This is a genomic window from Haloarcula pellucida (genome assembly GCF_014647235.1).
Taxonomy (GTDB): domain Archaea; phylum Halobacteriota; class Halobacteria; order Halobacteriales; family Haloarculaceae; genus Haloarcula; species Haloarcula pellucida.
This window is the reverse complement of record NZ_BMOU01000004.1, coordinates 354,830-380,441: the sequence shown is the minus strand read 5'-3', so window position 1 is coordinate 380,441 and position 25,612 is coordinate 354,830. Positions and strand designations below refer to the sequence as shown.

26 protein-coding genes and 1 tRNA gene are annotated in these 25,612 nt (G+C 65.8%); 9 read left to right on the top strand and 18 right to left on the bottom strand.

Annotated features, from left to right (window positions below):
* Window position 1 precedes the first annotated feature (1 nt).
* The 5 genes from IEY28_RS14090 to IEY28_RS14070 all read right to left on the bottom strand — a co-directional run bounded on the left by IEY28_RS14090 (window position 2) and on the right by IEY28_RS14070 (window position 3,810).
* Entirely contained in the window at window positions 2–985 is a 984-nt protein-coding gene (locus IEY28_RS14090) for an amino acid ABC transporter permease (RefSeq protein WP_188998898.1), read from the bottom strand.
* Window positions 985–1,725 carry an amino acid ABC transporter ATP-binding protein gene (locus IEY28_RS14085; RefSeq protein WP_188998895.1) on the bottom strand — a complete coding sequence of 247 codons (741 nt, stop codon included), beginning with the start codon at window positions 1,723–1,725 and terminating at the stop codon, window positions 985–987. The genes IEY28_RS14090 and IEY28_RS14085 overlap by 1 nt, the downstream gene beginning before the upstream one ends.
* Complete coding sequence (locus IEY28_RS14080) at window positions 1,722–2,396, bottom strand: amino acid ABC transporter permease (protein WP_166971738.1); 675 nt, start codon at window positions 2,394–2,396, stop codon at window positions 1,722–1,724. The genes IEY28_RS14085 and IEY28_RS14080 overlap by 4 nt, the downstream gene beginning before the upstream one ends.
* 4 nt (window positions 2,397–2,400) lie before the next feature.
* Window positions 2,401–3,207 (bottom strand): basic amino acid ABC transporter substrate-binding protein, encoded by an 807-nt coding sequence (locus tag IEY28_RS14075; RefSeq protein ID WP_188998892.1) that lies wholly within the window; start codon window positions 3,205–3,207, stop codon window positions 2,401–2,403.
* 93 nt (window positions 3,208–3,300) lie between these two features.
* Window positions 3,301–3,810: a COX15/CtaA family protein gene (locus IEY28_RS14070; protein WP_166971733.1), complete on the bottom strand. Its 510-nt coding sequence runs from the start codon at window positions 3,808–3,810 to the stop codon at window positions 3,301–3,303.
* Window positions 3,811–4,217: 407 nt separating this feature from the next.
* Between IEY28_RS14070 and IEY28_RS14065 the strand changes: the two genes are divergently transcribed.
* Entirely contained in the window at window positions 4,218–6,470 is a 2,253-nt protein-coding gene (locus IEY28_RS14065) for an NADP-dependent malic enzyme (RefSeq protein ID WP_188998887.1), read from the top strand.
* 30 nt (window positions 6,471–6,500) lie between these two features.
* Here the strand turns inward: IEY28_RS14065 and IEY28_RS14060 are convergent, their stop codons facing one another.
* Window positions 6,501–6,743, bottom strand: a complete 243-nt coding sequence (locus IEY28_RS14060) for a DUF8015 family protein (RefSeq protein ID WP_188998885.1) — start codon at window positions 6,741–6,743, stop codon at window positions 6,501–6,503.
* A 200-nt stretch (window positions 6,744–6,943) separates the two neighbouring features.
* Here IEY28_RS14060 and IEY28_RS14055 point away from each other — a divergent pair, with 200 nt between their 5' ends.
* A complete protein-coding gene (locus tag IEY28_RS14055) occupies window positions 6,944–7,831 on the top strand; it encodes an NAD-dependent epimerase/dehydratase family protein (protein ID WP_188998882.1) in 888 nt (295 codons plus the stop codon).
* An 85-nt stretch (window positions 7,832–7,916) separates the two neighbouring features.
* On the opposite strand, the gene IEY28_RS14050 is transcribed toward IEY28_RS14055, so the two are convergent.
* From IEY28_RS14050 to IEY28_RS14035, 4 genes are all read right to left on the bottom strand, one after another.
* Entirely contained in the window at window positions 7,917–8,579 is a 663-nt protein-coding gene (locus IEY28_RS14050) for a ribonuclease H family protein (protein WP_166971725.1), read from the bottom strand.
* A 91-nt stretch (window positions 8,580–8,670) separates the two neighbouring features.
* Window positions 8,671–8,913 (bottom strand): DUF8028 family protein, encoded by a 243-nt coding sequence (locus IEY28_RS14045; protein WP_166971723.1) that lies wholly within the window; start codon window positions 8,911–8,913, stop codon window positions 8,671–8,673.
* Window positions 8,914–9,117: 204 nt separating this feature from the next.
* Window positions 9,118–9,528: a DUF8009 family protein gene (locus IEY28_RS14040; RefSeq protein WP_188998879.1), complete on the bottom strand. Its 411-nt coding sequence runs from the start codon at window positions 9,526–9,528 to the stop codon at window positions 9,118–9,120.
* 44 nt (window positions 9,529–9,572) lie between these two features.
* Window positions 9,573–10,010 carry a pyridoxamine 5'-phosphate oxidase family protein gene (locus tag IEY28_RS14035; RefSeq protein ID WP_188998876.1) on the bottom strand — a complete coding sequence of 146 codons (438 nt, stop codon included), beginning with the start codon at window positions 10,008–10,010 and terminating at the stop codon, window positions 9,573–9,575.
* 155 nt (window positions 10,011–10,165) lie between these two features.
* Here IEY28_RS14035 and IEY28_RS14030 point away from each other — a divergent pair, with 155 nt between their 5' ends.
* A complete protein-coding gene (locus IEY28_RS14030; RefSeq protein WP_420842327.1) occupies window positions 10,166–10,738 on the top strand; it encodes a HalX domain-containing protein in 573 nt (190 codons plus the stop codon).
* A gap of 10 nt (window positions 10,739–10,748) precedes the next feature.
* On the opposite strand, the gene IEY28_RS14025 is transcribed toward IEY28_RS14030, so the two are convergent.
* Both IEY28_RS14025 and IEY28_RS14020 read right to left on the bottom strand, forming a co-directional pair.
* Complete coding sequence (locus IEY28_RS14025) at window positions 10,749–11,972, bottom strand: FAD-dependent oxidoreductase (protein ID WP_188998870.1); 1,224 nt, start codon at window positions 11,970–11,972, stop codon at window positions 10,749–10,751.
* A 59-nt stretch (window positions 11,973–12,031) separates the two neighbouring features.
* Window positions 12,032–13,072, bottom strand: coding sequence for a zinc-dependent alcohol dehydrogenase family protein (locus IEY28_RS14020; RefSeq protein WP_188998867.1), 1,041 nt, complete (start codon window positions 13,070–13,072; stop codon window positions 12,032–12,034).
* A 72-nt stretch (window positions 13,073–13,144) separates the two neighbouring features.
* Between IEY28_RS14020 and IEY28_RS14015 the strand changes: the two genes are divergently transcribed.
* Complete coding sequence (locus IEY28_RS14015) at window positions 13,145–13,525, top strand: nuclear transport factor 2 family protein (protein ID WP_188998864.1); 381 nt, start codon at window positions 13,145–13,147, stop codon at window positions 13,523–13,525.
* Between the two features lie 260 nt (window positions 13,526–13,785).
* Window positions 13,786–14,028: a PRC-barrel domain-containing protein gene (locus IEY28_RS14010; protein ID WP_188998861.1), complete on the top strand. Its 243-nt coding sequence runs from the start codon at window positions 13,786–13,788 to the stop codon at window positions 14,026–14,028.
* Window positions 14,029–14,199: 171 nt separating this feature from the next.
* Here the strand turns inward: IEY28_RS14010 and IEY28_RS14005 are convergent.
* Window positions 14,200–14,343 (bottom strand) — tRNA-Met (locus IEY28_RS14005).
* A gap of 134 nt (window positions 14,344–14,477) precedes the next feature.
* On the opposite strand from IEY28_RS14005, the gene IEY28_RS14000 reads away from it, so the two are divergent.
* Entirely contained in the window at window positions 14,478–15,455 is a 978-nt protein-coding gene (locus tag IEY28_RS14000; RefSeq protein WP_188998857.1) for a DUF7115 domain-containing protein, read from the top strand.
* A 132-nt stretch (window positions 15,456–15,587) separates the two neighbouring features.
* Here IEY28_RS14000 and IEY28_RS13995 read toward each other — a convergent pair whose 3' ends face one another.
* Window positions 15,588–15,956 carry a DUF5830 family protein gene (locus IEY28_RS13995; protein WP_188998854.1) on the bottom strand — a complete coding sequence of 123 codons (369 nt, stop codon included), beginning with the start codon at window positions 15,954–15,956 and terminating at the stop codon, window positions 15,588–15,590.
* Window positions 15,957–16,030: 74 nt separating this feature from the next.
* Here IEY28_RS13995 and IEY28_RS13990 point away from each other — a divergent pair, with 74 nt between their 5' ends.
* Complete coding sequence (locus IEY28_RS13990; protein WP_188998851.1) at window positions 16,031–16,693, top strand: TVP38/TMEM64 family protein; 663 nt, start codon at window positions 16,031–16,033, stop codon at window positions 16,691–16,693.
* On the opposite strand, the gene IEY28_RS13985 is transcribed toward IEY28_RS13990, so the two are convergent.
* Both IEY28_RS13985 and IEY28_RS20790 read right to left on the bottom strand, forming a co-directional pair.
* Entirely contained in the window at window positions 16,668–19,220 is a 2,553-nt protein-coding gene (locus IEY28_RS13985; protein ID WP_188998848.1) for a hybrid sensor histidine kinase/response regulator, read from the bottom strand. The genes IEY28_RS13990 and IEY28_RS13985 overlap by 26 nt on opposite strands.
* Window positions 19,221–19,265: 45 nt before the next feature.
* The gene (locus IEY28_RS20790; RefSeq protein ID WP_255491948.1) at window positions 19,266–19,388 is read right to left on the bottom strand and encodes an HVO_2523 family zinc finger protein; all 123 of its coding nucleotides are present in this window, start codon (window positions 19,386–19,388) and stop codon (window positions 19,266–19,268) included.
* Between the two features lie 86 nt (window positions 19,389–19,474).
* On the opposite strand from IEY28_RS20790, the gene IEY28_RS13980 reads away from it, so the two are divergent.
* The gene (locus IEY28_RS13980; protein WP_188998843.1) at window positions 19,475–20,995 is read left to right on the top strand and encodes a molybdopterin-dependent oxidoreductase; all 1,521 of its coding nucleotides are present in this window, start codon (window positions 19,475–19,477) and stop codon (window positions 20,993–20,995) included.
* Window positions 20,996–21,036: 41 nt separating this feature from the next.
* Here IEY28_RS13980 and IEY28_RS13975 read toward each other — a convergent pair whose 3' ends face one another.
* Window positions 21,037–21,567 carry a dihydrofolate reductase family protein gene (locus tag IEY28_RS13975; protein WP_188998840.1) on the bottom strand — a complete coding sequence of 177 codons (531 nt, stop codon included), beginning with the start codon at window positions 21,565–21,567 and terminating at the stop codon, window positions 21,037–21,039.
* A 91-nt stretch (window positions 21,568–21,658) separates the two neighbouring features.
* On the opposite strand from IEY28_RS13975, the gene IEY28_RS13970 reads away from it, so the two are divergent.
* Entirely contained in the window at window positions 21,659–21,949 is a 291-nt protein-coding gene (locus IEY28_RS13970) for a DUF7526 family protein (RefSeq protein ID WP_188998838.1), read from the top strand.
* A gap of 76 nt (window positions 21,950–22,025) precedes the next feature.
* Here IEY28_RS13970 and IEY28_RS13965 read toward each other — a convergent pair whose 3' ends face one another.
* A complete protein-coding gene (locus IEY28_RS13965) occupies window positions 22,026–25,214 on the bottom strand; it encodes an adenosylcobalamin-dependent ribonucleoside-diphosphate reductase (RefSeq protein ID WP_188998835.1) in 3,189 nt (1,062 codons plus the stop codon).
* Window positions 25,215–25,612 lie beyond the last annotated feature (398 nt).

Here is a 25,612-nt window from a genome sequence, read left to right as displayed (position 1 = left end):
GTCAGGCCTGTCGCTTCCCGCCGATACCGGGTATCGCGGTTCGGTCCTCGACGAGATTCATCAGGAGCGACGCCGAGACGACCAGCGCGAGGTAGAACAGCGCCGCCAGCACGAACAGTTCCGTGTAGCGGAAGGTGTCGTTGGCGATGGACTCCGCCTGGAAGAACAACTCCCGGACCGTGATAAAGGCCGCCAGCGAGGAGTACTTGATGAGGTAGACGAGTTCGTTCGACCACCCGGGGATGGCGTAGCGAAGCCCCTGCGGGAGGACGACGTAGCGGATACCGTCCACCTTCGAGAGGCCGATAGACCGGGCGGCGGTCAACTGGCCGGCGTCGACCGACTCCAGCGCCGACCGGATGTACTCGGCCTGGTACGCCGCGCTGTTGAGGGTGAAGCCGATGATGGCGACCCACACGGCCGTCGCGGGGACGAACCCGACGCCGACGCCGGGCACCTCGCGGATGATCTGGGTCAGCGGCAGGCCGAAGTACAGCACGAATAGCTGGGCGAGTAGTGGCGTCCCGCGGATGAGTTCGGTGTAGGACAGCGAGAGCCACCGCAGGCCTCGGCCGCCGTAGACGCGAGCGACCGACAGCGGCACCGCCAGCACGAACCCGAAGGCGATGCCGGCGACGGTGAGGACGATGGTGAGCCACGCGCCGCGAGCGAGGGAGGGGAGCGAGGGGATGGCGCCGGCGACGAATCCGAGGAGACCGGCGACCACGTCCAGCGGCGCGCCGGCGACGCCCAGCGAGGCGGCGGTCGCACCGAGCGACTCGGCGGCGGTGGCGAACGGCGCCGCCGGAACGAACGACTGGTCGCTCGGGAACGCCAGCCCGTCTGGCAGGAGGAAGTCGTTCGTCCAGCGCAGGAGCAACCAGCCCCAGAACGCCACGAGGCCGGCGAGCGCCCACGGTCTGTCGGTGTCGACGGTGACGGTGGTGCGGACCTCGTCGGCGACGGACGGTTCTTCGGCGCTCATCAGTGGCCGTTCGACTGGAGCCCCGTCAGGAACTCGCTGGTTCGGTCGTGTTCCGGCCGCTGGAACAACTGTTCGGGCGGCCCCGACTCGACGATGCGACCGCTGTCGAGGAAGTGGATGTCGTCGGCCGCAGAGCGGGCGAATCCCATCTCGTGGGAGACGACGAGCATCGTCATCCCGCGCTCTGCGAGGTCACGCATCACCTCGACCACCTCGCCGACGAGTTCGGGGTCGAGCGCGCTGGTCGGCTCGTCGAACAGCATCAGTTTCGGCTCCATCGCCAGCGCGCGGGCGATGCCGACCCGCTGTTGCTGGCCGCCCGAGAGTTCGGCGGGGTAGGAGTCCGCCTGTGCGGCCAATCCCACCTGTGCGAGGTGGTCGGCGGCCCGTTCCGTCGCCTCGGCTTCGGGCACGCCCAGCACCCGTTTCAGGCCGAGCGTGATGTTCTCCAGCGCGGTGAGGTGGGCAAAGAGGTTGAAGTCCTGAAACACCATGCCGACGTCCTGCCGGAGTTCGTTTACGTCAGTCTCCGGGTCGTAGACCGGCGTCCCGTCCAGCCAGATGCCGCCGCTGTCTATCTCGGTCAGGCGGTTGATACAGCGCAGCATCGTCGACTTCCCGCTGCCGCTGGGGCCCATGAGGACGTCGACGTCCCCGCGGTCCATCTCGAAACTGACACCCTTCAGTACCTCCTCGTCTCCGTAGGACTTGTGTACGTCCTCGACTCGTAGCAGTGTCATGAACTCTCTCCCGACGGAATCGCGTAGTACTCGCTCAGGCGGTCCAGCGCCCGGTTCGTCCCGAACGTCAGCACGAAGTAGACGGCGCTGATGGCGACGAACACCTCCAGCACGGCCGTCGACCGGCCGCTCTGGGTGAACAGGTCGTAGCCCCGGGTTAACAGCTCCGCGAGGCCGATGGCGAAGGCGATGCTCGTGTCCTTCAGGACGATGGTGAACTCGTTCTGGAAGCCGGGCATCGACCGCCGGAGCGCCTGCGGGACGACGACGTGGCGGATGGCCTCGAACCGACTCATCCCGACGGCGCGGGCCGCCTCCATCTGCCCCTCGTCGACGCTCTGGAGTGCCCCCCTGAATATCTGTGACTGGTAGGCCGCGCTCCGCAGTCCTAGCCCGACGGTGGCCGTCACGAACGCCGACTTCGAGATCGAGACGACGAAAAAGAGGACGAGCATGATGACGACGATGGGCGTCCCACGGAGGACGACGCCGCTGACGCTCACGATGCGCTGTGCGATGCCCTCGCCGTACACCTCGACAGCCCCGGCCGGGAACCCCAGCAGGAAGCCGAGCAACAGGCTGGTCAGCGTCAGGCCGACGGTGACGGCCGCGCCGGTCAGCAGGTAGTCGAAGTTGTCGAGGACGAACGCCCAGTCGCCTGCCTGCAACATCGATTTACTCGCCGAACCACTTTCGCGTCAGTTCCTCGTAGGTGCCGTCCTCGCGGACCGTCGAGAGTCCCGAATTGAGGGCCTCCTGGCGAGCGTCGTCGTCGGTGCGGACGCCGAAGCCGAACTTCTCGCCGGTCTCGTAGACGAACGCGACCTCGACGGGCCGGTTCGCCGCGAACGTGTTGGCGACGGGCACGTCGATGACGACGGCGTCGACGTTGCCGTTCTGGAGGTCCTGAATGGCCAGCACGTAGTTGTCGTAGGCGTTGTACTGGTTCTCGGTGATCTCGTCGCCGACGAGTTCGTCCTGTACGACGCCTTCGCCGGTCGTCCCCTTCTGGGCGCCGACCGGGCGGTCGGCGAGGTCCGAGAGGCTCTCGGGGGCGAAGTCGCCGTCCGAGCGAACGACGATGGCCTGATCCGAGGAGTAGTATGGGTCGCTGAAGTCGATGGTTTGGTCGCGGTCGTCGTTGATGGTCATCCCGGCCGCGATGACGTCGATGTTGTTGTTCGTGAGTGCGGGGATGAGCGAGTCGAACTCGAATTCCTCCCAACCCTCGAAGGAGTACTCGGTCTCCGAGACCACGGCTTCGAGTAGGTCGATGTCGAATCCGACGAGGTCGCCGCCCTCTTTCATCTCGAACGGTGGGAACCCTGGCGCAGTGCCGGCCGTGATAGTCGGTCGCTCGGTGCCACTGTCACCGCCGTCACCGCTGTCGCCATCACCGGAACATCCGGCTACCGAGAGCGTCACTGCCGTCCCGCCAACGGTGGTGAGATACTGTCGTCGCGAGAGTCCTTTGTCTGACATGGACGGTACATGGTCGCATGCCCGGATTAGTGTTACGAACCGGTTACTACCGGTGTTGTACGTTCTTCGAAACGTTTGGACGGAATCGGGCGGTCAGTCGGAACTGGGACTGGCGTCGGCGTCCGCCGTCGACTCGCTCGCCGAGGTGTCCGACCGGGTTTCGGCGGGCGAACTGGCCCCGTCGAACGTCCACGCGGTCGCCGCGACCATCGCGGTCAGAATCGTCAGCGCGGCGGCGTGGTGGAGCACCTGTGCGGCCGCGCCGAAGTTGATGATGGTGTTTGCACCGAGCAGTATCTGGACGGGGAGGACCACGGTGGCGACGCCGGTCGCGTACTTGATGCGCGTCGAGTACCCGCCGCGCCACGCGGCGACGGTAGAGCCGAGGATAGCGAACCCGGTAATCATCGCGACCAGACGGTGGAACCACTCGACGAAACTCGCCCAGTTAGCCGGGAACAGTCCCATCCAGCCGTCACACAGTGGCCATCGGGCCCCGCACGTCAGTCCCGCACCGATGGCACCGGTGTACACCCCGAGCAGGATGAGGCCGAACGTCAGGGCTGTCGTCGCCGTGAGTAGCCGACGGAAGCGGTCGGTCATACTCGGACCTTGGTGCGCTCGTACTTAGCCCCTTCTTTGGGTGGCGGAGGCTGTAGACGCCACGCCGTCCGAGACACACGCCACTGTCTTTCACACCGCATCGCTGTACGACGCCGTCGAACTCGTCACCGTCGCAGAGATGGGGCGGGACCGACGACGACCCCGACGTGATATCGAGTGCCGTCGACGCCGTCTCGTCCGTCAGTCGAGCGGTTGCAGACGCGAACGAGGGACGGGTGCGTACCGAGGCTCCGCCACGGACCAGCAGTCCGCGACGACCGAACTCGCGAATACCGTCGCCGGCACGCGGTGTCGAGACTGCCCGAAAGATTTCGACAGTCGTTGAGATTGACTACGTCGCTTGACGGTAAACTTGCCTTTTTGATGGCCGGGAACGACGTCTCGGTATGGGACTTGACGAAGACGCACTCGACTATCACAGCCGGGACCCGCCCGGCAAGATAGAGATAGCGACGACGAAACCGACCAATACACAGCGGGACCTCTCACTGGCGTACTCACCCGGCGTCGCCGCACCCTGCGAAAAGATCGCGGAGAACCCAGAGCGGGCCTTTACTTACACAGCGAAGGGGAACATGGTCGCCGTCGTCTCGGATGGGTCCGCGGTGCTGGGGTTGGGCGACATCGGGCCGGAGGCCTCCAAGCCAGTCATGGAAGGGAAAGGCGTTCTGTTCAAACGCTTTGCCGACATCGACGTCTTCGATATCGAACTCGACACGGACGACGCCGACGCGATGGTCGAAACCGTCCGGGCGATGGAACCGACCTTCGGCGGCATCAATCTCGAAGACATCGCCGCTCCGGAGTGTTTCGAGGTCGAGCGCCGCCTCCGGGAGGAGATGGACATCCCGGTGTTCCACGACGACCAGCACGGTACTGCTATCATCTCCGGGGCCGCGCTGGTCAACGCCGCCGACATCGCCGGGAAGGACCTCGCCGACCTCGACATCGTCTTCTCCGGGGCCGGCGCGAGCGCCATCGCTACCGCCCGCTTCTACGTCTCGCTGGGCGCGACGAAAGCGAACATCACGATGTGTGACTCCTCGGGCATCATCACTGCAGACCGCGCCGAGCACGAGGACCTCAACGAGTTCAAACAGGAGTTCGCCCGAGACGTTCCGGAGGGCGACCTCGCGGACGCGATGGCCGGTGCCGACGTGTTCGTCGGCCTCTCTATTGGCGGCATCGTCGACGAGACGATGGTCCAGTCGATGGCGTCGGACCCCATCATCTTCGCGATGGCCAACCCCGATCCCGAAATCGACTACGAGGACGCCAAACACGCCCGCGACGACGCCGTCATCATGGCCACCGGGCGCTCTGACTACCCCAATCAGGTGAACAACGTGCTGGGGTTCCCGTTCATCTTCCGCGGCGCACTGGACGTGCGCGCCACCGAGATCAACGAGGAGATGAAGGTGGCCGCCGCCGAAGCGTTGGCCGACCTCGCCCGACAGGACGTGCCCGACGCCGTCGTCAAGGCCTACGGCGACCAACCGCTCCAGTTCGGGCCGGAATACATCATCCCCAAACCGCTGGACCCCCGCGTGCTCTTCGAGGTGACGCCAGCCGTCGCGAAGGCTGCGATGGACAGCGGCGCCGCGCGCAAGGAGTTAGACCTCGACGACTACGTCGAACGGCTGGAAGCGCGGTTGGGCAAGTCCCGCGAGATGATGCGCGTCGTCCTCAACAAGGCCAAGAGCGACCCCAAACGGGTGGTGCTGGCGGAGGGCGACGACGAGAAGATGATTCGAGCGGCCTACCAACTCGTCGAACAGGGCATCGCCCAACCGGTCCTGCTGGGCGACGCCGACGAGATAGAGGCGACGCGTCGCCGGTTCGGACTGGAGTTCGACCCCGTGGTGGTCGACCCGGAGACGGCCGACGTCGAGGCGTACGCCGACCGCCTGTACGAACTCCGCCAGCGCAAGGGCGTCACGCGGCGCGAGGCCGAGGAACTGGTCCGTGACGGCAACTACCTCGGCAGCGTGATGGTCGAGATGGGCGACGCCGACGCGATGCTGACCGGCCTGACTCACCACTACCCCTCGGCCCTGCGCCCGCCCCTGCAGGTCATCGGTACCGCCGAGGACGCCGACTACGCCGCCGGCGTCTACATGCTGACGTTCAAGAACCGCGTCATCTTCTGTGCGGACGCGACGGTCAATCAGGACCCCGACGCCGACGTACTCGCAGAGGTAACTCGACACACTGCCGAGTTGGCCCGCAGTTTCAACGTCGAACCGCGCGCGGCGATGCTGTCGTACTCGAACTTCGGCAGTGTCGACACCGAGGGCACCCGCAAACCCCGCGAGGCCGTGGCGAAGCTACAGGCCGACGAGCGGGTGGACTTCCCGGTCGACGGGGAGATGCAGGCCGACACCGCCGTCGTCGAGGACATCCTCAACAGTACCTACGAGTTCTCCGAACTCGAAGACCCCGCGAACGTGCTCGTCTTCCCGAACCTCGAAGCGGGCAACATCGGCTACAAACTGCTCCAGCGACTCGGTGGCGCCGAGGCTATCGGCCCGATGCTCGTCGGGATGGACAAACCGGTCCACGTCATCCAGCGTGGTGACGAGGTCAAGGATATCGTCAATCTCGCGGGCGTGGCAGTCGTAGACGCCCAGCAGGAGTAATCACGGCGACGTAGTCGCTACGGCGGCGTTTCACCTGCCTGTTGGCGGGTTGATGAAGAGGGCGTCGACGACGGCAGTCAGTGCCAGAACCGACCCGACGGCGAGCGCTTTCGGAACCGCAACGCCGACCAGTCCGGCGGCGACGACCGTCAGCAGGAACGTCGTGGGGATGAGCGCGAGTACGAAATCGTATCGAGAGAGCGACGGTGTCGGTGCCGACCGATCCGTGTACTGTCCATCCGAACTGTGAGTCCTGCTGCTACTGGTACTCATCTGTCTGTCACCTCCCAGTAGTTACTATACATCCTCTTCCACTTAAAGTTTGAGCTGTGTGACGTTGGGGGAACGTTGCTGAAGTCATATTCAAACGTCTGGATAACTTATGCAGTGCTAAACCGTGCCGCCCCGTCACAATGGTCTGCAGCGGGACACTCGCCACGGCGGTTTTGTCTTCGGCCCCTCACTGGCGACGTATGGGAACAGTCGCGGTCACCGGCGGCAACGGTCGGGTCGGACAGGCGGTCCTCGAACACCTCGGTGCGGAAGGGTATCGGACCGTCAACATCTCTCGGGGGAAACCCGACGAGTCACACTCGGACGCCTATCTCACGACCGACTTGCTCGACGCCGGCGAGGTGTACGGGTCGCTCGCGAAGAGCGACGCCGACGCCGTCGTCCACCTCGGGATGCTCCCGACGCCCGAACGAACGCCGGGGTATCGGACCTTCGAGAGCAACGCCATGTCCACCTATCACGTACTGGAGGCCGCCGGCGAACTCGGCGTCGAGACGGTGACGCTCGCGTCGAGTTTCAGCGCCATCGGTGGCGGCTTCGAACCGGGCCCCATCACCGTCGACTACCTCCCGGTCGACGAGTCTCATCGACTCACCCCGTCGACGTCCTACGGGTTGGGCAAGCAGACGCTTGAGACCATCGCGGACGGGTTCGCGCGACGGACCGCCGACCGGCCACGGACTATCACGTCACTTCGGTTCCCGTGGGTCGTCGACGACGAGATGGCCCGCGAGACGTTCGTCGAGGCCGACCGGACGCTCGACGGCCTCCGGGCGACGGATACCCTCCACACCCAGCGCAATACACTGTTCACCTACGCACACGTCTCAGACGTGGTCGACCTCGTCCGGCGGTCGGTCGAGGCGACGTTTGACGGCCACGAGCGCGTCTGGGTGTCGGCCCCCGATACGAGCGCGGAGACGCCGACGAAGGCAGTGGTGGCCGACCTGTTCCCGGACGCGGCGGTCCGGGCGGACCTATCGGACCACACCGCACTGGTCGATACGTCGAAGGCAGCACGGCTGTTCGATTGGGCCCCGTCTTGGAGCTGGCGGACGCTCGAATGACCGGTTAGGTGGTGTATAATCCGCCGAGATGGGCGTACCGTCGTCGGCTATCCGCGCCGGGACGAGCGTCGGCCCGCCCTCCGGGTCAGTCTGAGGCCCCGCCACGCTCCGACCGAGAGGGCGGCGGCACACGCTTGTCGGTGGACGTGGTCTGTGGGAGGACACAGCGGTCCGGTTCGCCGTTGACGTGGGCGTACTGGTCCGGCGCGTTGGCGAGCGGATGGGCCGGGTTTCGGTCGCTTGAGATGCGGGCCGCCCGAACCTCGCCGAAACTGTTGACGCGGGCCTGAATCCCCCGCCAGTGGAGGCCCGTCGCCGGCGGTACCGAGACGCTGTGGGGCGGGTCGTAGGCCGACCCGTGTGTCGCCAGTACCTCGGCGTTGACGTTCTCGGCGAGTTGGTCGTGGTCGATGAGCAGTCCGACGCGGGCGTCAGCCGGTGCCCGCGTCGCGAGGACGTCCAGTCCGAGGTGGAGCGCCCGGTACTCGGCGACGTTGTTGTCCGGCGCGCTGTCCGGTACCGAGAGACGGACGACTCGCTCGCCGTCTAGTGTCTCGACGACGACGCCCAGACCACCTCGCTCCGTCGGGCGTCCATCACTGGCGACGGGGTCGATTCCGTGCTGTCGGAAGGACCCGTCTGTGGCGATGTAGAAATCCCGATGGTGGCTACGAGGGGGGTGTGCGATGTGCGGCGTCGGTGACTCGTCGAACAAATCTCGTAGGGTCGGCCGGCCGTAAGCGGCCATACCAGTTCTTAGACGACTGGGAATATAAATATGTGGCCCCGACCCGCCGAGACAAAGTCGGGGCTGGGGCCGACAGACGCCACTCCGTCTCTCACTCTCGCGCGTACGAGTGGCCGAGGAGCAATGCGACGGCGTTACAGGCGACCAGTGCGGCGAACGCCGTCCTGACGGCCGGGGTCTCGAGGCCCGACGCCAGCAGCGGCAGGTAGAGGAACGGGAGGGCAATAGCTGTCCAAAAGGCGATGCCACGGAGGGGTTCCAGGAGGGTTTGGGGAACGTTCGGGACCGTTTCGTCGAGGCGGGCGAACAGTTCGTGTGCTGACGAACTCGACATGGAGTGACCTGTTCCCTCGTAGAACGGATACCGGCTTATAACCGCGAGAGCGTTCGTCCTATTTCGTTTCGTTTCACGCCACGCCCCGAGACGACCCCGACGTTTCACGCCACGATTAAATCCGCGTAGACGTTTTAGAATCGCCTCTCGTGCTGTCTCAGCCGGTACTATAGCAGTACAGACCGGTACGTTCGACCCCGTTTTTCAGGGACCCAATAGAGAGATATTAACTTCGTGGTCGACGGCCGGCACCGTGGCCGTGTCGACGACGTGGTCGAACACCGTCTCTCGCCATTCGTCGACGCGCCGTTCGTGGTACGCCCGGTGGCGCTCGACGGTGTACGTCTCCGTCTCGTCCGCACGGAGTTCGTCTGCGGTGTCGTCGGGCGTCGGATAGGCCGGTGCCGTGTCCGTCAAGAGTCGCTCCGGCGCGACGTGGAGTGTCTCCTCGTCGTCTCTCTGTACCACGTGGAGTCGCGCTCGCATCCGACCGCTGTATGGCGGCGTCGCACGGAGGACCGTCCGCGGTCCGTCACGGGCGTTTGCCTCCAGTGCCGCGGTGAGGTCTTCGGCACTGACGGCTAGCGAGCGAACGACCGACGGGTCGGGTGACATCGGCGGGGGTACGACCGCCAGCGACAAAGCCCCGACGGGTCGCGTCACATCCGACTGCTGTAGTCCCACGAGTGCAGGCGGTCGGGGGTGATCGTGATCGTCACCTCGCGACGGTCGGGCGACAGGAGTCGCTCGGCCAGCGGCGAGTCGGTCCCACCGAGGTACCGGTGGATGAGCGCTCGTAGCGTCGCTTTTCCCTCGTCCGGCGAGACTGTCGCGGTCCCGTTTCCTCTGACACCCCGGTACGGTGGGTCGTTGGTCGACACCTCGAAACTGACGACGTCGTCGTGTTCCAGATACCCGACCACAGCGGCGTCGGCGGCGGTCGCACACTGTAGCGTATCGTCCTCGTAGCGATACCACAGCGAGAGCATCCACGGGTCGCCATCGGGGCGTCGACACCCTAGCCGGATCGGTACCGTCGTCGACTCGAGGAAGTCCGTGAGTTCCTCGTCGGACCACGGACCCGTGACAGTGGCCATCGAGTGCCGATAGGTGGGCCGGTGTAAACTGTTCTGGGGTCCCGCTCGTCTACGCAGAATCACCATTGATAATCCGAGAGGTGGGTTTATTATTGCCATCCGGTAAGAACGCAATCAGAACAGTCGGTGGGGACACGATGACGAAGAAACAAAGTGTGCAAGCGACGACTCACTCGGGGACGGCGACGGTACTCGTGGTCGACGACGAACACGACGTCGCCGAACTCTATACGGCCTGGCTTGGAACAGACCACGACGTCCGGAGTGCTAACGACGGCGAAACCGCACTCGAGAAGATGGACGACACCGTCGACGTCGTGTTTCTGGACCGGCAGATGCCGGGGATGTCGGGGGACGACGTGCTCGACGCCATCGAGAACCGGGGTCTCGACTGTCGCGTCGTGATGGTCACGGCCGTCGACCCGGGATTCGACATCGTCGAGATGCCGTTCGACGACTATCTCACGAAACCCGTCGGCCGCGAGGACCTGTTAGCGGCCGTCGACGAGATGCTCGTCCGCGATACGTACGACGACCACCTCAAGCAGTACTTCGCCATGGCGTCGAAGAAGGCGACGCTCGAATCCGAGAAAAACCACGCCGAACTCGACGCCCACGAGGAGTACCACGAGGTCAGCAGGCGCGTCGAGGAACTCCGCCAACGGGCCGACGACGCGGTCAACGAGTTCGACGACTTCGAGGCCGCGTTCCGGGAGTTTAGCGGGTAGCAGTCACCAATCAGTCTCGCGTGACGACGTCTTCGTCCGTCGGCCCCTGTCCGTCGTATCTCGCGACGAACTCGTCTAGCCTGTCGCCGTCGTCCGCGCCGGGCAGGCGTCGAGTCGCCGTCTCGCAGTCGGCCTCGACGCCGAGTCGCTCGCAGACGAGGTCCGTCGTCGACGCTGCCATCTGCCGGTAGGTGGTCAACTTGCCGCCGACGACGCTGACCAGATTCTCGACGCCGTCGTCGCCGTGATCCAGCTTGAAGAACCCCCGCGAGATCCCCCTCCGGTCGCCGTCGCCCTCGTCGGGCGCGTACAGCGGTCTGACGCCCCACCACGTCCGGACGACGTCGGCGTCCGCCACCGGCGGCAGCATCGCCGCACACTCCTCGATGGAGCGGTCGACCTCCCAGTCGGCCCTCTCGTAGTCGTCGGGGTCCGAGACGGGGACGCTGGTCGTGCCCAGTACCGCCTCGCTCTCGTGTGGGACGACGATGTCGCCGTCGTCGGGGTCGCGACACCGGTTCAGAACCGGCCCGAGCGAATCGTACTCGACGGAGACCATCACGCCCCGCGCCGGGGCCATCTCCACGTCGACGCCGGCCTTCGCCGCGACCTGCCCTGCCCACGCGCCGGCCGCGTTGACGACGTAGTCGGGATCGACCGTCTCGTCGGCGTCGCCGCCGAGCGTCGCGGCCGTCACCCGCCCGTCGGTGACAGTGAGCGATTCGAGGGGCGCGTGCGGGTGAATCGTCGCGCCGTTGGCCTCGGCGTCGGCCGCGTTCGCGGCGACGAGACGCGAGGGGTAGATGACGGCGTCCGGAACTCGCATCGCGCGTTCGACCTCGGGAGAGAGGTCCGGCACCAGTTCGCGGGCCGCGTCCGCGTCGAGTTCGTCAGTCTCGATGCCGACGGCCTCGCAGGCGTCGCGCTTCGCTTCGAAGTACTCGGGGTCGTCCTCGGTCAACTGGACGAACAGGCCGCCGGTGTCGCGGATACACTCCCCGGCGACGTCTCTGAGGATCCGGTTCTCCTCGATACACTCCTCGGCGCCGGTCGCATCGGCCTCCGCGTAGCGCGCACCGCTGTGTAAGAGCCCGTGCGAGCGACCCGACGTTCCGCTGGCGAGGCCACCGCGTTCGGCCAGCGTCACGTCGACGCCGCGGAGCGAGAGGTCACGGGCCACACCGACGCCGGTCGCACCGCCGCCGACGACCAGTACTGTCGTAGAGCGTGTCATCACCAGATATTGGTCTGGATACACATGGGCCTAGCGCTCGGGCCGGGCGCTCGACCCACCTACGGTTTGACGAGGACCTTGATGGCGTCGCGTTCGTCCATCGCGCGGTAGCCCTCCGGCACGCCGTCAAGGTCGACCGTCTTGGTGAAGATGGGCGACGGGTCGAGCGTCCCCTGCAACACGTCGGCCATCAGGTCCTCGGCGTAGGCCCGGACCGGCGCGACGCCGCCGCTGAGGGTGATGTTGTCGCCGAACATCCCGAAGAGGTCGAGGCCGTCCTCGTTCACGCCGTGGGGGACGCCGACGTAGCCGACGGTTCCGCCCGGCCGACACACCTCGATGGCGGTCTCCATCGCCGACGCGGCACCGACACACTCCATGACGTGGGTCGCACCGCCGTAGGTCGTCTCGATGGCTCGCTCGATGGCCTCCTCGCCGCGGGCGCTGATAGTCTCGGTGGCACCGAACTCCCGGGCCAGTTCCAGTCGGTCCTCGTGGTGTCCCATCGCGACGATGCGCTCGGCACCGAGTCGACGCGCGGCGAGGACCCCACACAGACCGACCGCGCCGTCGCCGACGACGATGCAGGTGTCGCCCTCGCCGACGCCCGCGCTCACGGCGGCGTGGTGGCCGGTCCCCATCACGTCGGTCAGGGGGAGCAACGCTTCCAGCGTGTCCTCGTCGTCGGCGTGCCGGTCGGGGACCCGGACGAGCGTCCCGTCGGCCGTCGGCACGCGGACGTACTCTCCCTGTCCGCCGCCGTTGTCGCCGCCCCACGAGTCGCCGTTGACACAGGAGGTGTGCAGTCCCTTGCGGCAGAACTCACAGTGCCCGCAACTGACGACGAAGGGCGCGAACACCCGGTCGCCGGGTTCGACCGAGCGCACGTCCTCGCCGACTGCCTCCACGATGCCCATGGGTTCGTGGCCGACGCGGGAGCCCTCCTCCCGGTCGCTCTGGCCCCGATAGAACCACAGGTCGGAGCCACAGACTGCCGTGTGTGTGATGCGGACGACGGCATCGGTCGGCGACTCGACTTCTGGCTTCGGAACCTCCTCGACGGTTATCTCGCCGGGGCCGCGATAGATGGCTGCGCGCATACCCGGCGTTCGGGCCGGGCGTGGAAAACCGTTCGCCCACAGTAGTAAGGTCCATCGCCGGCATGTCCCTGTATGGATGCCAGAGCGACCATCCACGACTACTACGACTCGCTGCGACACGGTGCGCCGTTGGACACCTTCTTCGCCGACGACCGGCCGGCCGACGACCCCATCGTGAAGTTCGGCCTTTCCGAGCGCCTCGTCGGCTCCGACACGATTCAGGAAGGCCTCCGCGACCAGACCGCGTCGACGAGCGACTGGACCGTCGAGAGCCACGACCTCCGGGTCACACAGCGCGACAGCGTGGCGTGGTTCAGCGACGTCGTGGCGCTCTCCTGGGACGAGGGCGACGCCCACCACGAGTTCTACACCCGCTGGAGCGGGACGCTCGAACACCGCGACGGCGAGTGGCGGTTCGTCGGGATGCACGTCAGCGTCGCGACGGAGTTGTAAGCAGGCCGTCTCACAGTGCCGTGGGAGCGCACACTCTTCACTGACCCCATCGAGCGCGGTCGTGACTGGGCGATAGGCCCCGCGCGAACGACGTCCGACGCGACGCTCCGCGGCGAGTATCGCTGGAGCGGGACAGTATCACCGACGTCGACACACCGCGAGGACGGACCATCGTTTGTGACGACGAGCGCTATGTGGCAGCGATAAATTAATGAAAGCTAGCCTGTATATTTATCCCGCTCCACGGCGATGGTAGTGACATGTCCCAGGTCCTCGCAAACGAACTCGCTGACAAGCGGGTACTAACGACAGACGGACAAGAGATCGGCACCCTGTACAGTATCACGGCAGATCTGGATTCTGGCGCGCTGGACACGCTCATCGTGGAAACGGACCGTCACGAGGTGTACGGCATCGAAAGCAACGCCAACGGACGCGTGTCGCTCCCGGCTGACACCCTCGAGGCCATCTCCGAGCACGTCGTGATCACGCCGCCGGAGTGACCACCACCCGCCGTCGCAGAACACGACTCGTACTGTGACATCGGCGACGTCCGACGCCGTCGTCGAGGCCGCGGTCCGGTGACTCGCCGCACAGGAGTCCCAACGAGAGCGGCAGCGTCCTTGATCCGGTCGTGTAGCAGCCGCTCACTGAGGTTCGCAGTAGTCGAAAAGTGCCCGGGGAGGGCTCCGAACCCTCGATCTCCGCATAACCCAGGTCCGGGGTGTGACGAGCACCCCACGGGTCATGCCGGTTGGTACCGCATGAGTCGTCAGACCCTATGAGTGCGGCGCTATGTCCAGCTAAGCCACCCGGGCTCGGGTGCACTCGATCGTTGGCCGCTTTCCGTCTTGAAGGTTCTCATCTGCCGTGGGGCTGTGGGACTCTCTCACGGCGGCCGCCCGCTCGGGGGACCCACGGATTTAAGCCACCACGCTAGTATGCACCCTGCATGGAGATTCCCGACCTCGTCCGGCAGGAACTCGGGGACGAGGAGATCCAGGCCGGCGTCAACCTCGGCGACGAGGACGCTGTTTGTTTCACGCCGACCCGGACGCTCGTCTACCGCGGGGAGGGGTTGTTGAGCGACGAGAAGGTCACAGCCCACCCTCACGACTTCGAGCGCCTGACGATATCCGAAGGCCGACGAAAGACCAAGTTCACGCTGTATTACACCGACGAGAAGCGCGACTTCGGCGTGCCGAACGACCGCGCTGGGACCATCCTCGAACGGTTGCTAGAGGGCACACTCCGCGTCTCGAACGGTATCGACGCCGACGAGAGCGTCACCGGCGTCTTCCGGTTCAGCGAACTCACGCTTGTGGTCACCGACACGCAACTGCTGAAGCATCTGGGCAACGTCACGTGGGACGCCGACTACGAGGCCTACCTGTTCGAGGACGTCACCGGCCTCGACTTCGAGGAGGGCAGTGTCGCGACGGCCATCGTCCTCTCGGTGAACGACCGCCCCGAACGCATCAAGGCCCCAGCCGAACAAGCTCCGATGGTCCGAAAGACGCTGCAGGAGGCGCTCTTTGCCTACCACGACGTCTCGTCGCTTGCCGACCTGAACGCGAAGGTCGGCACCGAACCGGAGGACGGGAGCGACGCCGGCGGCGGCCTCGGCCTCGAATCCGGTATCGACCCGCTCGTCGGCGACGACGCGGAGGCCGACGAGGACCAGTCCGAGCAGCGCTCCACGCAGTCCGCTGCGGCCGCGACACAGCACCAGTCGTCGACGGCCGACGCCGAACCGGCGACGAAGTCGACCGTCCAGCCGTCGTCGTCGACGGACCGCGGCGGTGACGTCGAAGCCCTCGAACGACAGGTCGCCGAACTCACGGCGGCCGTCGAACGCCAGACCGAGCGCATCGAACGCCAAGAGCAGACCATCAAGACGCTCATCAAAGAGCTTCGACAGGGGCGCTAGACCAACGGCGACGGTCCGGTTCTCGCTACACGTCGCCGAAACCGCTTCCGAGGTCACCCGCTCGCTGTTGCTCTGCGGCTCGCGTTGCTCACCGCGTCGTTCGAGGGATACGCCTTCCGGTCGTGTCTCTCGCTACTCCCGCCCCAGCACTTTCCTGATACACGTCGACCCGAACGGTCCCAACTCGCCGCCGTCGAACTGGACGAAGTGGCCCGTCGAGATGCTCGCGCCGCAGCGCTCACAGGAGAAGTCGCCCTCGCGGACCACCACGTCGCCCTCGAAACTGACGTAGGTGCCTCGCGTGCGGGGGCGAACGAGGCCCTCCTCGCGGTCGATGACGCCGCGCATCGCTGCGGTGTCGAGAATCTCCCGTTGGAGGCCGGGATTGGTGGTGACCGTCTCGATGCGGTCCATGGCCTCGGCTACCGATAGCTCCTCGTGTTCGAGGTGGGCGAGCAGTTCGACCCCGAGTTCGACGGGGTCGCGGTCGGCGTCGTCCACGCCGGCACGTCGTCCGCCACCGGATTAACGCTTACCACAAGAGGTTTGCCGCTCGCTGTCACTGTCTCGGGTAGATGGACCGTCTGGTGAAGCGGCAGGTGGTGGGGTCGGCCGCACTCCTCGCCGCCGTGGCCGTGGCCGCGCTGGTTCTCTCGCCGGCCCACATCATCCGGGAAGCGATGCATCTGGCCGACCACCCCGTGTATCTGGCGGGCCTCATCGTCGCCCTCTATCTCGTCCGGCCGCTGTTCGCGTGGCCGACGATGCCGCTGTCGGCGTTCGTCGGGTTCGTCCTCGGCGTCGAGTGGGGGTTCCCTGTCGCGCTGATGGGCGCGCTCGTCACCTGCCTCATCCCGTACCGGTTCGCACGGAAAGCCGGCGAACAGGGCGGGATGTTCGGCTGGCTGGGCGAGTCCGGCCAGCGAATCATGTCGGTGACCGGCGAGACGCGCGGGGTTCTCGCCGCTCGTCTCTCTCCCGTCCCGGCGGACCCGGTGTCCTACGGCGCTGGCTTCGCCGACGTCTCGACCCGGGCGTTCGTCGTCGGCACGTTCCTCGGCGAGATTCCGTGGGTCGCGGTCGAGGTGATAGCCGGCGCGTCGATGCGCTCGCTCACGCTGACTGGCCTGTCTATCGAGGCCCTGCCGCACCTCCTCTCCCTGTTCGGAGCCATGGCGGTGCTGGTGCTCGCTGGCCCGACCTACCGGCACTTCAGCGGTCGGCCGGAGTCGTCCTGAACTCGAAGCGTGCGCCGCCGGTCGCGCTCTCGGTGGCTTCGACCGACCACCCGTGTGCGGTGGCGATGTCTTCGACGATAGCGAGGCCGAACCCGGTCCCGTGGTTGCTTGAGGTATAGCCTCGCTCGAAGATCTTCTCACGCGTCGCCGGCGGGATGCCCCGGCCGTCGTCAGCGACGACGAAGCCAGCGGTCGACGCCCCGTCCGCCATCGTGTCGACGGTCACGGTGAGGTCAGCAGTCTCGGATCCGGTGTCCGCACCGTGTTCGACGCTGTTCCGGAACAGGTTCTCCAGCAGTTCTCGAAGCCGAGCGGGGTCGGCCTCGACGGTCGTCGTGGCGGCACAGTCGAGCGTCGCACCGCCGGTATCGACGTTGGCCCACGCCTGCTCTGCGGTGGTCCGGAGATCGACTTGTTCCGTGGTTCCGACGGTTTCGCCCTGTCTGGCCAGCGACAGCAGGTCCTCGATGAGTCGCTCCATCCGGTCGGCCGCGCCCGCCGCGTCGCCGAGGTGGTCGATGTCGCCTGTCTCTTCGGCCAGCGTGAGACGCCCCTGAACGACGTTGAGTGGGTTTCTGAGGTCGTGGCTGACGACGCTCGCGAACTCGGCGAGGCGCTCCTCGCGCTCTTTTCGCTCGGCGATGTCACGGATGACGCCGGCCGTTCCGGCGAACTCGCCGTCGGGCGCCGGGAGGAGCGCCATGTTGTTCTCCGACGGAATCCGTTCCCCGTCCCGCGTCACGATGTCCATCTCCAGCGTGCCGCTGTTGGCGTCGTCGTCGTCCAGCAGGTCCTGTATGATCTGCTCACCGCGTTCCAGTCCCTCGTCGGTCATGACGACCCCGATGTGTTCGCCGACGAGTTCTTCGGGGCTGTACCCGGTCATCGGTTCGATGGCCTCGTTGACGAACGTAAACACGCCATCGTCGTCGAGCGTGTAGACGGGGTCGTCCACGGCCTCGACGATAGTCTCGTAGCGTTCGAGTTCCCGTTCGCGTTCGGTGCGCTCGGTGATGTCACGGATGACGCCGACGGACCCGACGAACTCGCCGTCGTCGTCCACCAGCGGCGCGACCTTGTCCTCGTTCACCGTCCGGTTCCCGTCGGCGTCGATGGTGTGCATCTCGAACGTGGCCCACGTCCGGTCCGGGTCCGAAAGCAGTCGCTCGATGATATCGTTCCCCGTCTCGACGTCTTCTGGGGGCATGAACTTCGTGGGCTCTGTGCCGATTATCTCCTCGCGTTCGTACCCGAGATGGTCCACCATGGCGTCGTTGGCCATCCGTATCGTCCCGTCGGCATCGAGGACGTACATCGCGTCGCCGACGTTCTCGACGAGGGTCTCGTACTGTTCGAGTTTTCGTTTGCGGGTCTTGCTGTCGGTGACATCGCGGGCGATACCGGCGACGCCGAGAACCTCTCCGTACGGGTCCTCGATGCGCGACCCGCGGAACTCGTGGGGAATCAACTCGCCGTCTTTCGTCTGTATCGGTAGTTCGACCGTCGTGTGGCCCTCCGCGGCAGTCTCTTCGAGACGGTCCAGCAGCACGTCGTGGTACGCCTCGGGGAACAGGTCGAGGGCGTGCATCGAGGCTATCTCCTCCTCACTGTAGCCGGTCACGTCGAGGACGGTGTCGTTCCATCGGAGCAGCTCGCCGTCCGGGCTGACGAGGTAGAACACGTCGTCGATAGCGTCGACGAGCGTCTCGGTGAACTGTCGCGTCTGCTCTAGTTCGCGCTCGCGCTCCTTGCGGGCGGTGATGTCGGTGACGAAGCCTTCGAGCAGTTCGACGCCCTCGTCGTCGGTGCCGACGAGCCGGCCTCGTTCCCAGAGCCACCGCGTCTCGCCGTCGGCCGTCTCGACCTTATAGGTGACTTCGAACGGTTCGTCTGCGGCGAGACAGGTCTGAACCCGCTCCCAGAGGTGGTCCGTCTCCGTCTCTTCGATGAGGTCGCCCCACGTCACCTCGCCGGACTCTACGGTCTCCGGGGCGTACCCGACCAGTTCCTCGACGCCGTCGCTGACGAACTCCATCGGCCACTCGGGTTCGTTCCGTGCGCGGTAGACCATCCCCGGGAGGTTCGAGATGAGCGTCGAGAGTTGCCGCTCCGACTCCTCTAGAGCGGCCTTCGCTCGGTTCTCGCCGACGGCGCGTCTGATTCTGTTGGCCAGTACGGCGTACTGGTCGGTGCCGACGTCCTTCTGGAGGTACTCGGTCACGCCGGCCGAGATGGCGTCGCTCGCTATCTCCTCGTTGCCCTTCCCGGTAAAGAGGATGAACGGCAGTTCCGGGAACTCCTCGCGGACCGCCTTCAGAAACTCCAGCCCGTTCATGTTCGGCATATCGTGGTCGCTCACCACGCAGTCGAACGGTTCGGACCGGAGCCGTCCGAGCGCAGCGCGGGCGTCCCGCTCAGAGACGACGTCGATGCCGCCGTCAACCCGTTCCAGATGCATCGCGGCGACATCCCCGAACTCCGGTTCGTCGTCGACGTGGAGCACGCGAATTTCGCCATCGCTACCCATTGTACTACGTCTGCGGTTCCATCATAATAAAGCCGCCAGCAGCCGTCAGTAGAACGTATCAGCGCAGTCATATACGACGCCGTGTTCCGGACAGACGTACTTACAGTGCCGATGGTACATCGCACGGTCGCACATCGGACAGGGCCGCCCGCCTGACTCGTCGCTCATACGCCGTGGGACGGACTCCTGACGCTTCGCTCTTTGGGGTCGAAATTGGAACAACGCCTTTTGTCGGGTAGCGCCTCGGAGCGAGTATGACCGACGACGTCCTCGACACGAGGGGTGGGCGGGTACTGGTCAGCGTCGCCGCCGGGGTGGCCGGTCTCGCGGGCTCCTACGCCGTGACGGGGAACGCGCCGGCGTTTCTGGCCTCGCCAGTCGAACGGACGCTCGCTCGCACTCTGCCCGGCGCGATAGTCTCGTTCGCGATTACGACGCTCGGGAGTGTCGGCCAGCAACTCAATCTGCTGACCGCCGTCGTCGTCGCCGGTCTCTTCGTCGCGCTGGCGGCACGGGCAGCCATCCTCGCCGGAGATGCGGCCAACAACCGACTCCTCCCGGGCACCGGGACGGCCGTCGTCACGTGGGTCGTCGCCGTCGCACTCACGGGTGAACCCGTCCTCTCGGCGGGCGCGGCACTGCCGGCGGCCGGCGTCGTCGTCCTCGCACAGGCACTCGACGCCGCCGGTGGCCACACCACACCTATCTCCTCGAAGCGTCGTCGGGCGCTCTCGACGGTCGGCGTCGCCCTCGGTGCGAGCGTCCTCGGCTACAGACTCGGCGGACAGCGGACGCCGACGGCGACGGCGGCGGACGCCCCGACGCTTGCGTCCCCCGGTGTAGACCTCGACGACGCACAGACGAAACTCGACGCCGCCAGCGACCGGTCGCTGGACGTCGACGACCTCGACTCGCTGGTCAGCGAGACGTTCTTCGAGGTGGACATCAACTCCATCGACCCGCAGGTCGACGCGGGCGAGTGGACGCTCTCGGTCACCGGCGCCGTCGAACAGGAAGTCACCCTCGACTACGACGAGTTGCAGGGAATGCCCGCCGAGAACCGCTTCTCGACGCTTCGCTGTGTCGGAGATTCCCTCAACGGCAAGAAGATGGACACGGCGCTGTGGACCGGCGTCCCGGTCGACCAGTTGCTCGACGAGGCGGGGGTTCAGAGCGGGTGTGAGTGCGTGATGCTCCACGCGACAGACGGCTACTACGAGGAGTTCCCCATCGAGGCGCTCCGCGGCGGTCTGCTGGTTTACGGCATGAACGGGAAGGTCCTCCCGCGGGGCCACGGCTACCCCGTCCGGGCACTCGTCCCGGGCCACTGGGGCGAGGTCAACGTCAAGTGGCTCACCGAAATCGAAGTGCTCGAACGCGAGGCCGAAGGCTACTGGGAGCAACGCGGCTGGCAGGGCACTGGGCCAGTCAAACCCGTCGCCAAGCTCCACCACGCCGAGCTGTTGGACGACGGCCGCCGGCGACTGGCGGGCCACGCCTACGCCGGTCTTCGCGGTATCTCCCGCGTCGAAGTCTCCACCGACGGCGGGGAGACGTGGGCCGACGCGACGCTCTCGGACCCGCTTCCGGCCGTCGACGGTGACAGGGCCGCCGAAGACGCGTGGCGGCAGTGGGTGTACGCCTACGACCCGCCCTCCGGCGGACACACTGCGGTCGTTCGCATGGTCGACGGTGAGGGCACCGTCCAGACCGCCGAGGAGACGAACCCGCCGCCCAGCGGTCCCTCCGGGTGGGTCAGTCGGGAGTTCGCCTGACTGCGGGCTACGGTGGTGGTACGGACCCGCCCGCCGACTGGCTACTCGGTGTCGATTTCGTACGCCAACTCGACGAGCCCGTTCGCGTACTCCGTCGTCTCGACGAGAGTCAGCGCCTGTCGCGGTCCGTCACCGAACAGGGAGATGCCGCCACCGAGAAGTATCGGGACGACGGCCAGCCGAAGCCGGTCGACGTGTCCCTCGCGGAGGAACGCCTGTGCGAGTTGCGCGCCGCCGACGAGCCAGATTCGGTCGCCCCGTCGTTCGAGACGTTCGGCGAGTTCGTCCACACCCCCGGAGACGAACTCGACGGTGTCCGCCGCGCGCGGCAGGTCCCTGCTAGTCACGACGTACGTCGGTCGGTCGTCGTACGGCCACTCGCCGAATCCCAGCACCTGCTCGTACGTCGTCGACCCCATCACCAGACAGTCCACGTCGTCGAAAAACGCGTCGTAGCCCTCGCTGACCTCGTCTGACTGGAACCCGTCTAGCCAGTCGACGCCGCCGTCCGCCGTCGCGACGTACCCGTCCACGCTGGTCGCGACGTACAGGACGGTAGTGCTCCTATCCATGACCGACGTTCGCTCCGCGTAGGCATATCGCTGTGCCCACGCCGATACTCACAGAGACAATACACATGCCCGTCGGCCACGAGACGCCGATATGACCGAGACGATTACGGGCGAGGTCATCCACGTCGTCCCGCCCGAGGACCTCGACGACTACGAGCTAGACCCCGACTTGCAGTCGCTTGCCGAGACCCGGTACGTCCTCGTCTGCCGGAAGGGCGGCCGCCCCTCGTGGGTCGAGCGAATCGTCGCCTTCCTCCGGCGAACGCCCATCGAACCGGTGACGCTCGTCGCCGACAGGCCCGCCGAGGAAGGCGAGGACGTGACCGCAAGCGTCGAATCGACGGGCGTGACTGGCGTCTACGACGTGATCGAGTTCAGATAGAAAACCGCTCCGCGCGGGTGAAAAACGGGCTCCGGTGTCACACGCTCCGTCTGGCCGCTATCGCAGGCCGGTCAGTTCAGCACTCGGACCAGCCACAGGACTCGCAGGTCTTACAGCCCTCCGAGTAGTACAGCGAGAGCGACCCGCAGTCGGGACACTCGGGGCTCTCGCCGGCGTCGATGAGTTCTTGCTGGTCGCCGGTCGTGCCGGCGTCGGCGTTCGGGCCGTCGGCGGTCTGGGTACCGCTTGGCTGGGCCGCCGGACCGCCATCAGACTGCGTCTGATGTGCTCCGGCGTCTACGGACGCCGGACCGCCGTCCGTCTGTGTGGCGGCGTCACGCTCGGCTTCCTCTTCCTCGGCCGTCTCCTCCAGCGTGACCTGCTGGGGGTAGGCCTTGTCGACGTCGCCGTCGAGGTAGCGGCGCAGGGCCGTGCCGATGGCGTCCGGGATGGACTGAATCTGTTCGCCCTTGTCCCAGGCGACCTTCGGCGACCGGATGCCCTGCAGTTCGTCGGCTATCTCCTCGGGGTCGACGCCCGAGCGCAGCGCCGTCGAGATGGTCTTCGCCAGCGCCTCGGTGAAGGAGGCGGTGAAGCCACCGGAGTTGCCGATGTTGGCGAACAGTTCGAACGGCCGCTCTGCCTCGGGGTCCTCGTTGATGTTGACGTACAGTTTCCCGTAGCCGGTGTCGATGCGCTGGGTGACGCCGTGGAGGACGTCGGGCCGCGAGCGCTTGCGGGCGAAGTCGGACTGCTCGCCGTCTGCGACCGAGAGCATACCCTCGACGGAGTCGTCCAGCGCCGCCTGCACGGCCTCGTCCTCGAGGAAGCCCTCGATACCGCCGAACATCTCCTCCAGCTGGGCGACCAGTTCCTCGGTGTCCATGTCCGAGAACTCGGTGTTCTGGGCACGGGTCGTCAGCACCTGCTTCGAGCGGGTGCCGTCGCGGTAGTAGGTGACGCCCTTGCCGCCGTGTTCGTAGATGTACTCGAACACTTCGGCGGCGTCCTCGACGGTGGAGTCGTTCGGGGCGTTGACCGTCTTCGAGATGGCGGAGTCGACGCCCTCCTGACAGGCGACCTGCACGCCGGCGTGGTCCTGTGCGGAGAGGTCGCCGGTCGTGACGAACAGTTCGCCGATGGCGTCCGGGACCGTCGAGAGGCCGTCGACGCCGTCGAACTCGTTGTTGGCCATCTGCTCTTGGGCCTCTTCCTTGACGGCCTCGACGTCGATGTCGTTGTCCTCCAGTGCGCGCAGGAAGTAGTCGTCGAACTCGACGAGCATCTCGTCGCCCTGGACGTCGTCGGAGACGTTCTTGTAGTAGGCGACGTTGTAGATGGGCTCACACCCGCCGGTGGTGTTGCCGATCATCGACGTGGTGCCGGTGGGCGCGATGGTCGTCGTGTTGTGGTTGCGGATGGGGAAGCCCTCGGCCCAGTCGTCGGCGTCCTCGCCGGTCTGCTTCTCGAACCACTCGCGATACTCGGTGGGGTTCGCGTACTTCGAGTTCTCCCACTCTTCGAAGACGCCGCGGTCCTCTGCGAGTTCGCGGCTGGCCTGCTTCGAGCCGTGGTTGATGTGGCGCATGACCTGCCGGGCGATCTCGTTCGCCTCGTCGGAACCGTACTCGACGCCGAGCTGGATGTACAGCTGTGCCAGCCCCATGATGCCGAGGCCGATCTTGCGCATCTCCCGGACCTTCTGCTCGATTTTCTCGACCGGGAAGTCCGACATCGTGACGACGTTCTCGAGGAAGCGAGTGCCGAGTTCGATGCGCTCGTTCAGTTCGTCCACGTCCAGCGCCTCGTCTAAGAACGCCTCGATGGCGGCCTCCTGCGTGTCGTACTCGTCTGCGTGTTCCTCGGCCCAGACGCGGTAGTCCGGGGCGTCGAGCGCGGCGAGCGTCGAGAGGTTGATGTGGCCGAGGTTACAGGCCTCGTACTCCTCCAGTGGCTGTTCGCCACAGGGGTTGGTCGCGAGAATCTGGTGCTCGGGGTGTTCCTCGACGTCGAAGGAGTGCTGTTTGTTGACGCGTTCGAGGTAGATGACGCCCGGTTCGCCGTTCTCGTGGGCGCCCTCGACGATGCGTTCGAACAGTTTCTCGGCGGGGATAGAGAGCACCTCACCGACGTCGACGTACTCGCCGAGGTCGAACATCTCGTACAGTTCCTTGGTCTCGGCGGTGGCGACGTGTGGTTCCTCCGTGCGGGGATTCGTGAAGGTGAACTCCTCGCCGTTCTGGAGAGCCTCCATGAAGTCGTCGGTGATGCCGACGGAGATATTGAAGTTCGAGAGGTGGCCCTCGACGGCGTTCCGGAGGTGTTTGGGCACCTTGCCGTCGTCGTCGATGAGTTCGCGGGCCTCTTCGAGCGCTTCGGCGAAGGAGTTGTGCGTGAAGTCGTCGGGGTCGTTCAGACGCAGCGTCTCGGCCAGCGAGACGTCCTTGTTCTTCGCGTGGATGAACTGGATGACGTCGGGGTGGGAGACGCGCATGACGCCCATCTGGGCGCCACGGCGGGCTCCACCCTGTGCGATGGTCTCGCACATCTGGTCGTAGGTCCGCATGAACGTGATGGGCCCGGAGGCGATGCCACCGGTCGACCCGACGGGGTCACCGTACGGGCGAAGCTTCCAGAACGCGTACCCCATGCCACCGCCGGACTGGAACACCTGCGCCGCTTCTTTGGCGGTCTGGTGGATGTCGTCGATGTCGTCGGCCGGCGAGTCGACGAAACAGGCCGAAAGCTGCTGCAGTTCGTCGCCGGCGTTCATCAGCGTCGGCGAGTTCGGCATGAAGGAGAGCTGTTCCATCTGCTCTTGGAACGCGTCGGCCGTCTCCTCGACGTGGTCGCGTACCTCGTCGGGGAGTTCCGGGACGACCGTCTCGTAGGCGAACTTGTTGACGTTGTAGACGGAGAGCCTCGTCTCGACGTCGTCCTCGGCGGTGGTTCCCTTGCCGAACACCTCGGCGGCGAGTTCGTCGCGCCGCGGGTGGTCGGGCTTGAGTTGGTCGGGCGTGACGGTGACCTCGACGTCGCGCTTCTGGGCCTCGAAGACGGCCTCGGCGAGTGCGATGTTCTTCGCGACGCGGTCGAAGAGGTCCTCGGGGTCCTCGACGAGGTCGCCGTCGGCGTCCTTCCGCAGATAGCGAGCAGGCAGAATGTTGTTGTAGGCGTTGCCCGTCAGTCGCTCCTCGATGGTGTCCCCGTCGGTACGCTTGATGGGGAGCGTGAGTTCGTCGGCGGAGAGTTCCGCGTCACTCATTCGGCGTCCCTCCTACCGACAGCGTCCGTCTGCCGGTCGATACCCCTCTCGACTGCTGGCCGAGTTCCTGTCATTTCTGGCGGCGAATACGTATTCATGGATGGCGTATAACCCTTGCTTTCTCCAACTTTTGTCAGATTCCGTAGCTATCAGAGAGTCGAGACTACGGTGGTTGTGGGTCGGTGCTGGCGACACGCACGGAATAGTCGTGTACGACCACTAGCAACGTCGGTTACTCCTTAATGGTGAGCAGACCGCAGTGAAAGTGAAAACGCCCCACCTACAACCACCGGACAGCGACCTGAGATCCAGTAGAAACGAGCGGGGGTTTCGAGTGGAGGTTTGGGCACACTCCCGCCATATTTCGGGCCGCATAGACTGCGTCAGACGTCCCGCAG

Bases quoted from the DNA above. Each gene is read 5' to 3' on its own strand.
- IEY28_RS14090 (WP_188998898.1), bottom strand. From the start codon at position 985: ATGAGCGCCGAAGAACCGTCCGTCGCCGACGAGGTCCGCACCACCGTC.
- IEY28_RS14085 (WP_188998895.1), bottom strand. From the start codon at position 1,725: ATGACACTGCTACGAGTCGAGGACGTACACAAGTCCTACGGAGACGAG.
- IEY28_RS14080 (WP_166971738.1), bottom strand. From the start codon at position 2,396: ATGTTGCAGGCAGGCGACTGGGCGTTCGTCCTCGACAACTTCGACTAC.
- IEY28_RS14075 (WP_188998892.1), bottom strand. From the start codon at position 3,207: ATGTCAGACAAAGGACTCTCGCGACGACAGTATCTCACCACCGTTGGC.
- IEY28_RS14070 (WP_166971733.1), bottom strand. From the start codon at position 3,810: ATGACCGACCGCTTCCGTCGGCTACTCACGGCGACGACAGCCCTGACG.
- IEY28_RS14065 (WP_188998887.1), top strand. From the start codon at position 4,218: ATGGGACTTGACGAAGACGCACTCGACTATCACAGCCGGGACCCGCCC.
- IEY28_RS14060 (WP_188998885.1), bottom strand. From the start codon at position 6,743: ATGAGTACCAGTAGCAGCAGGACTCACAGTTCGGATGGACAGTACACG.
- IEY28_RS14055 (WP_188998882.1), top strand. From the start codon at position 6,944: ATGGGAACAGTCGCGGTCACCGGCGGCAACGGTCGGGTCGGACAGGCG.
- IEY28_RS14050 (WP_166971725.1), bottom strand. From the start codon at position 8,579: ATGGCCGCTTACGGCCGGCCGACCCTACGAGATTTGTTCGACGAGTCA.
- IEY28_RS14045 (WP_166971723.1), bottom strand. From the start codon at position 8,913: ATGTCGAGTTCGTCAGCACACGAACTGTTCGCCCGCCTCGACGAAACG.
- IEY28_RS14040 (WP_188998879.1), bottom strand. From the start codon at position 9,528: ATGTCACCCGACCCGTCGGTCGTTCGCTCGCTAGCCGTCAGTGCCGAA.
- IEY28_RS14035 (WP_188998876.1), bottom strand. From the start codon at position 10,010: ATGGCCACTGTCACGGGTCCGTGGTCCGACGAGGAACTCACGGACTTC.
- IEY28_RS14025 (WP_188998870.1), bottom strand. From the start codon at position 11,972: ATGACACGCTCTACGACAGTACTGGTCGTCGGCGGCGGTGCGACCGGC.
- IEY28_RS14020 (WP_188998867.1), bottom strand. From the start codon at position 13,072: ATGCGCGCAGCCATCTATCGCGGCCCCGGCGAGATAACCGTCGAGGAG.
- IEY28_RS14015 (WP_188998864.1), top strand. From the start codon at position 13,145: ATGGATGCCAGAGCGACCATCCACGACTACTACGACTCGCTGCGACAC.
- IEY28_RS14010 (WP_188998861.1), top strand. From the start codon at position 13,786: ATGTCCCAGGTCCTCGCAAACGAACTCGCTGACAAGCGGGTACTAACG.
- IEY28_RS14000 (WP_188998857.1), top strand. From the start codon at position 14,478: ATGGAGATTCCCGACCTCGTCCGGCAGGAACTCGGGGACGAGGAGATC.
- IEY28_RS13990 (WP_188998851.1), top strand. From the start codon at position 16,031: ATGGACCGTCTGGTGAAGCGGCAGGTGGTGGGGTCGGCCGCACTCCTC.
- IEY28_RS13985 (WP_188998848.1), bottom strand. From the start codon at position 19,220: ATGGGTAGCGATGGCGAAATTCGCGTGCTCCACGTCGACGACGAACCG.
- IEY28_RS20790 (WP_255491948.1), bottom strand. From the start codon at position 19,388: ATGAGCGACGAGTCAGGCGGGCGGCCCTGTCCGATGTGCGACCGTGCG.
- IEY28_RS13980 (WP_188998843.1), top strand. From the start codon at position 19,475: ATGACCGACGACGTCCTCGACACGAGGGGTGGGCGGGTACTGGTCAGC.
- IEY28_RS13975 (WP_188998840.1), bottom strand. From the start codon at position 21,567: ATGGATAGGAGCACTACCGTCCTGTACGTCGCGACCAGCGTGGACGGG.
- IEY28_RS13970 (WP_188998838.1), top strand. From the start codon at position 21,659: ATGACCGAGACGATTACGGGCGAGGTCATCCACGTCGTCCCGCCCGAG.
- IEY28_RS13965 (WP_188998835.1), bottom strand. From the start codon at position 25,214: ATGAGTGACGCGGAACTCTCCGCCGACGAACTCACGCTCCCCATCAAG.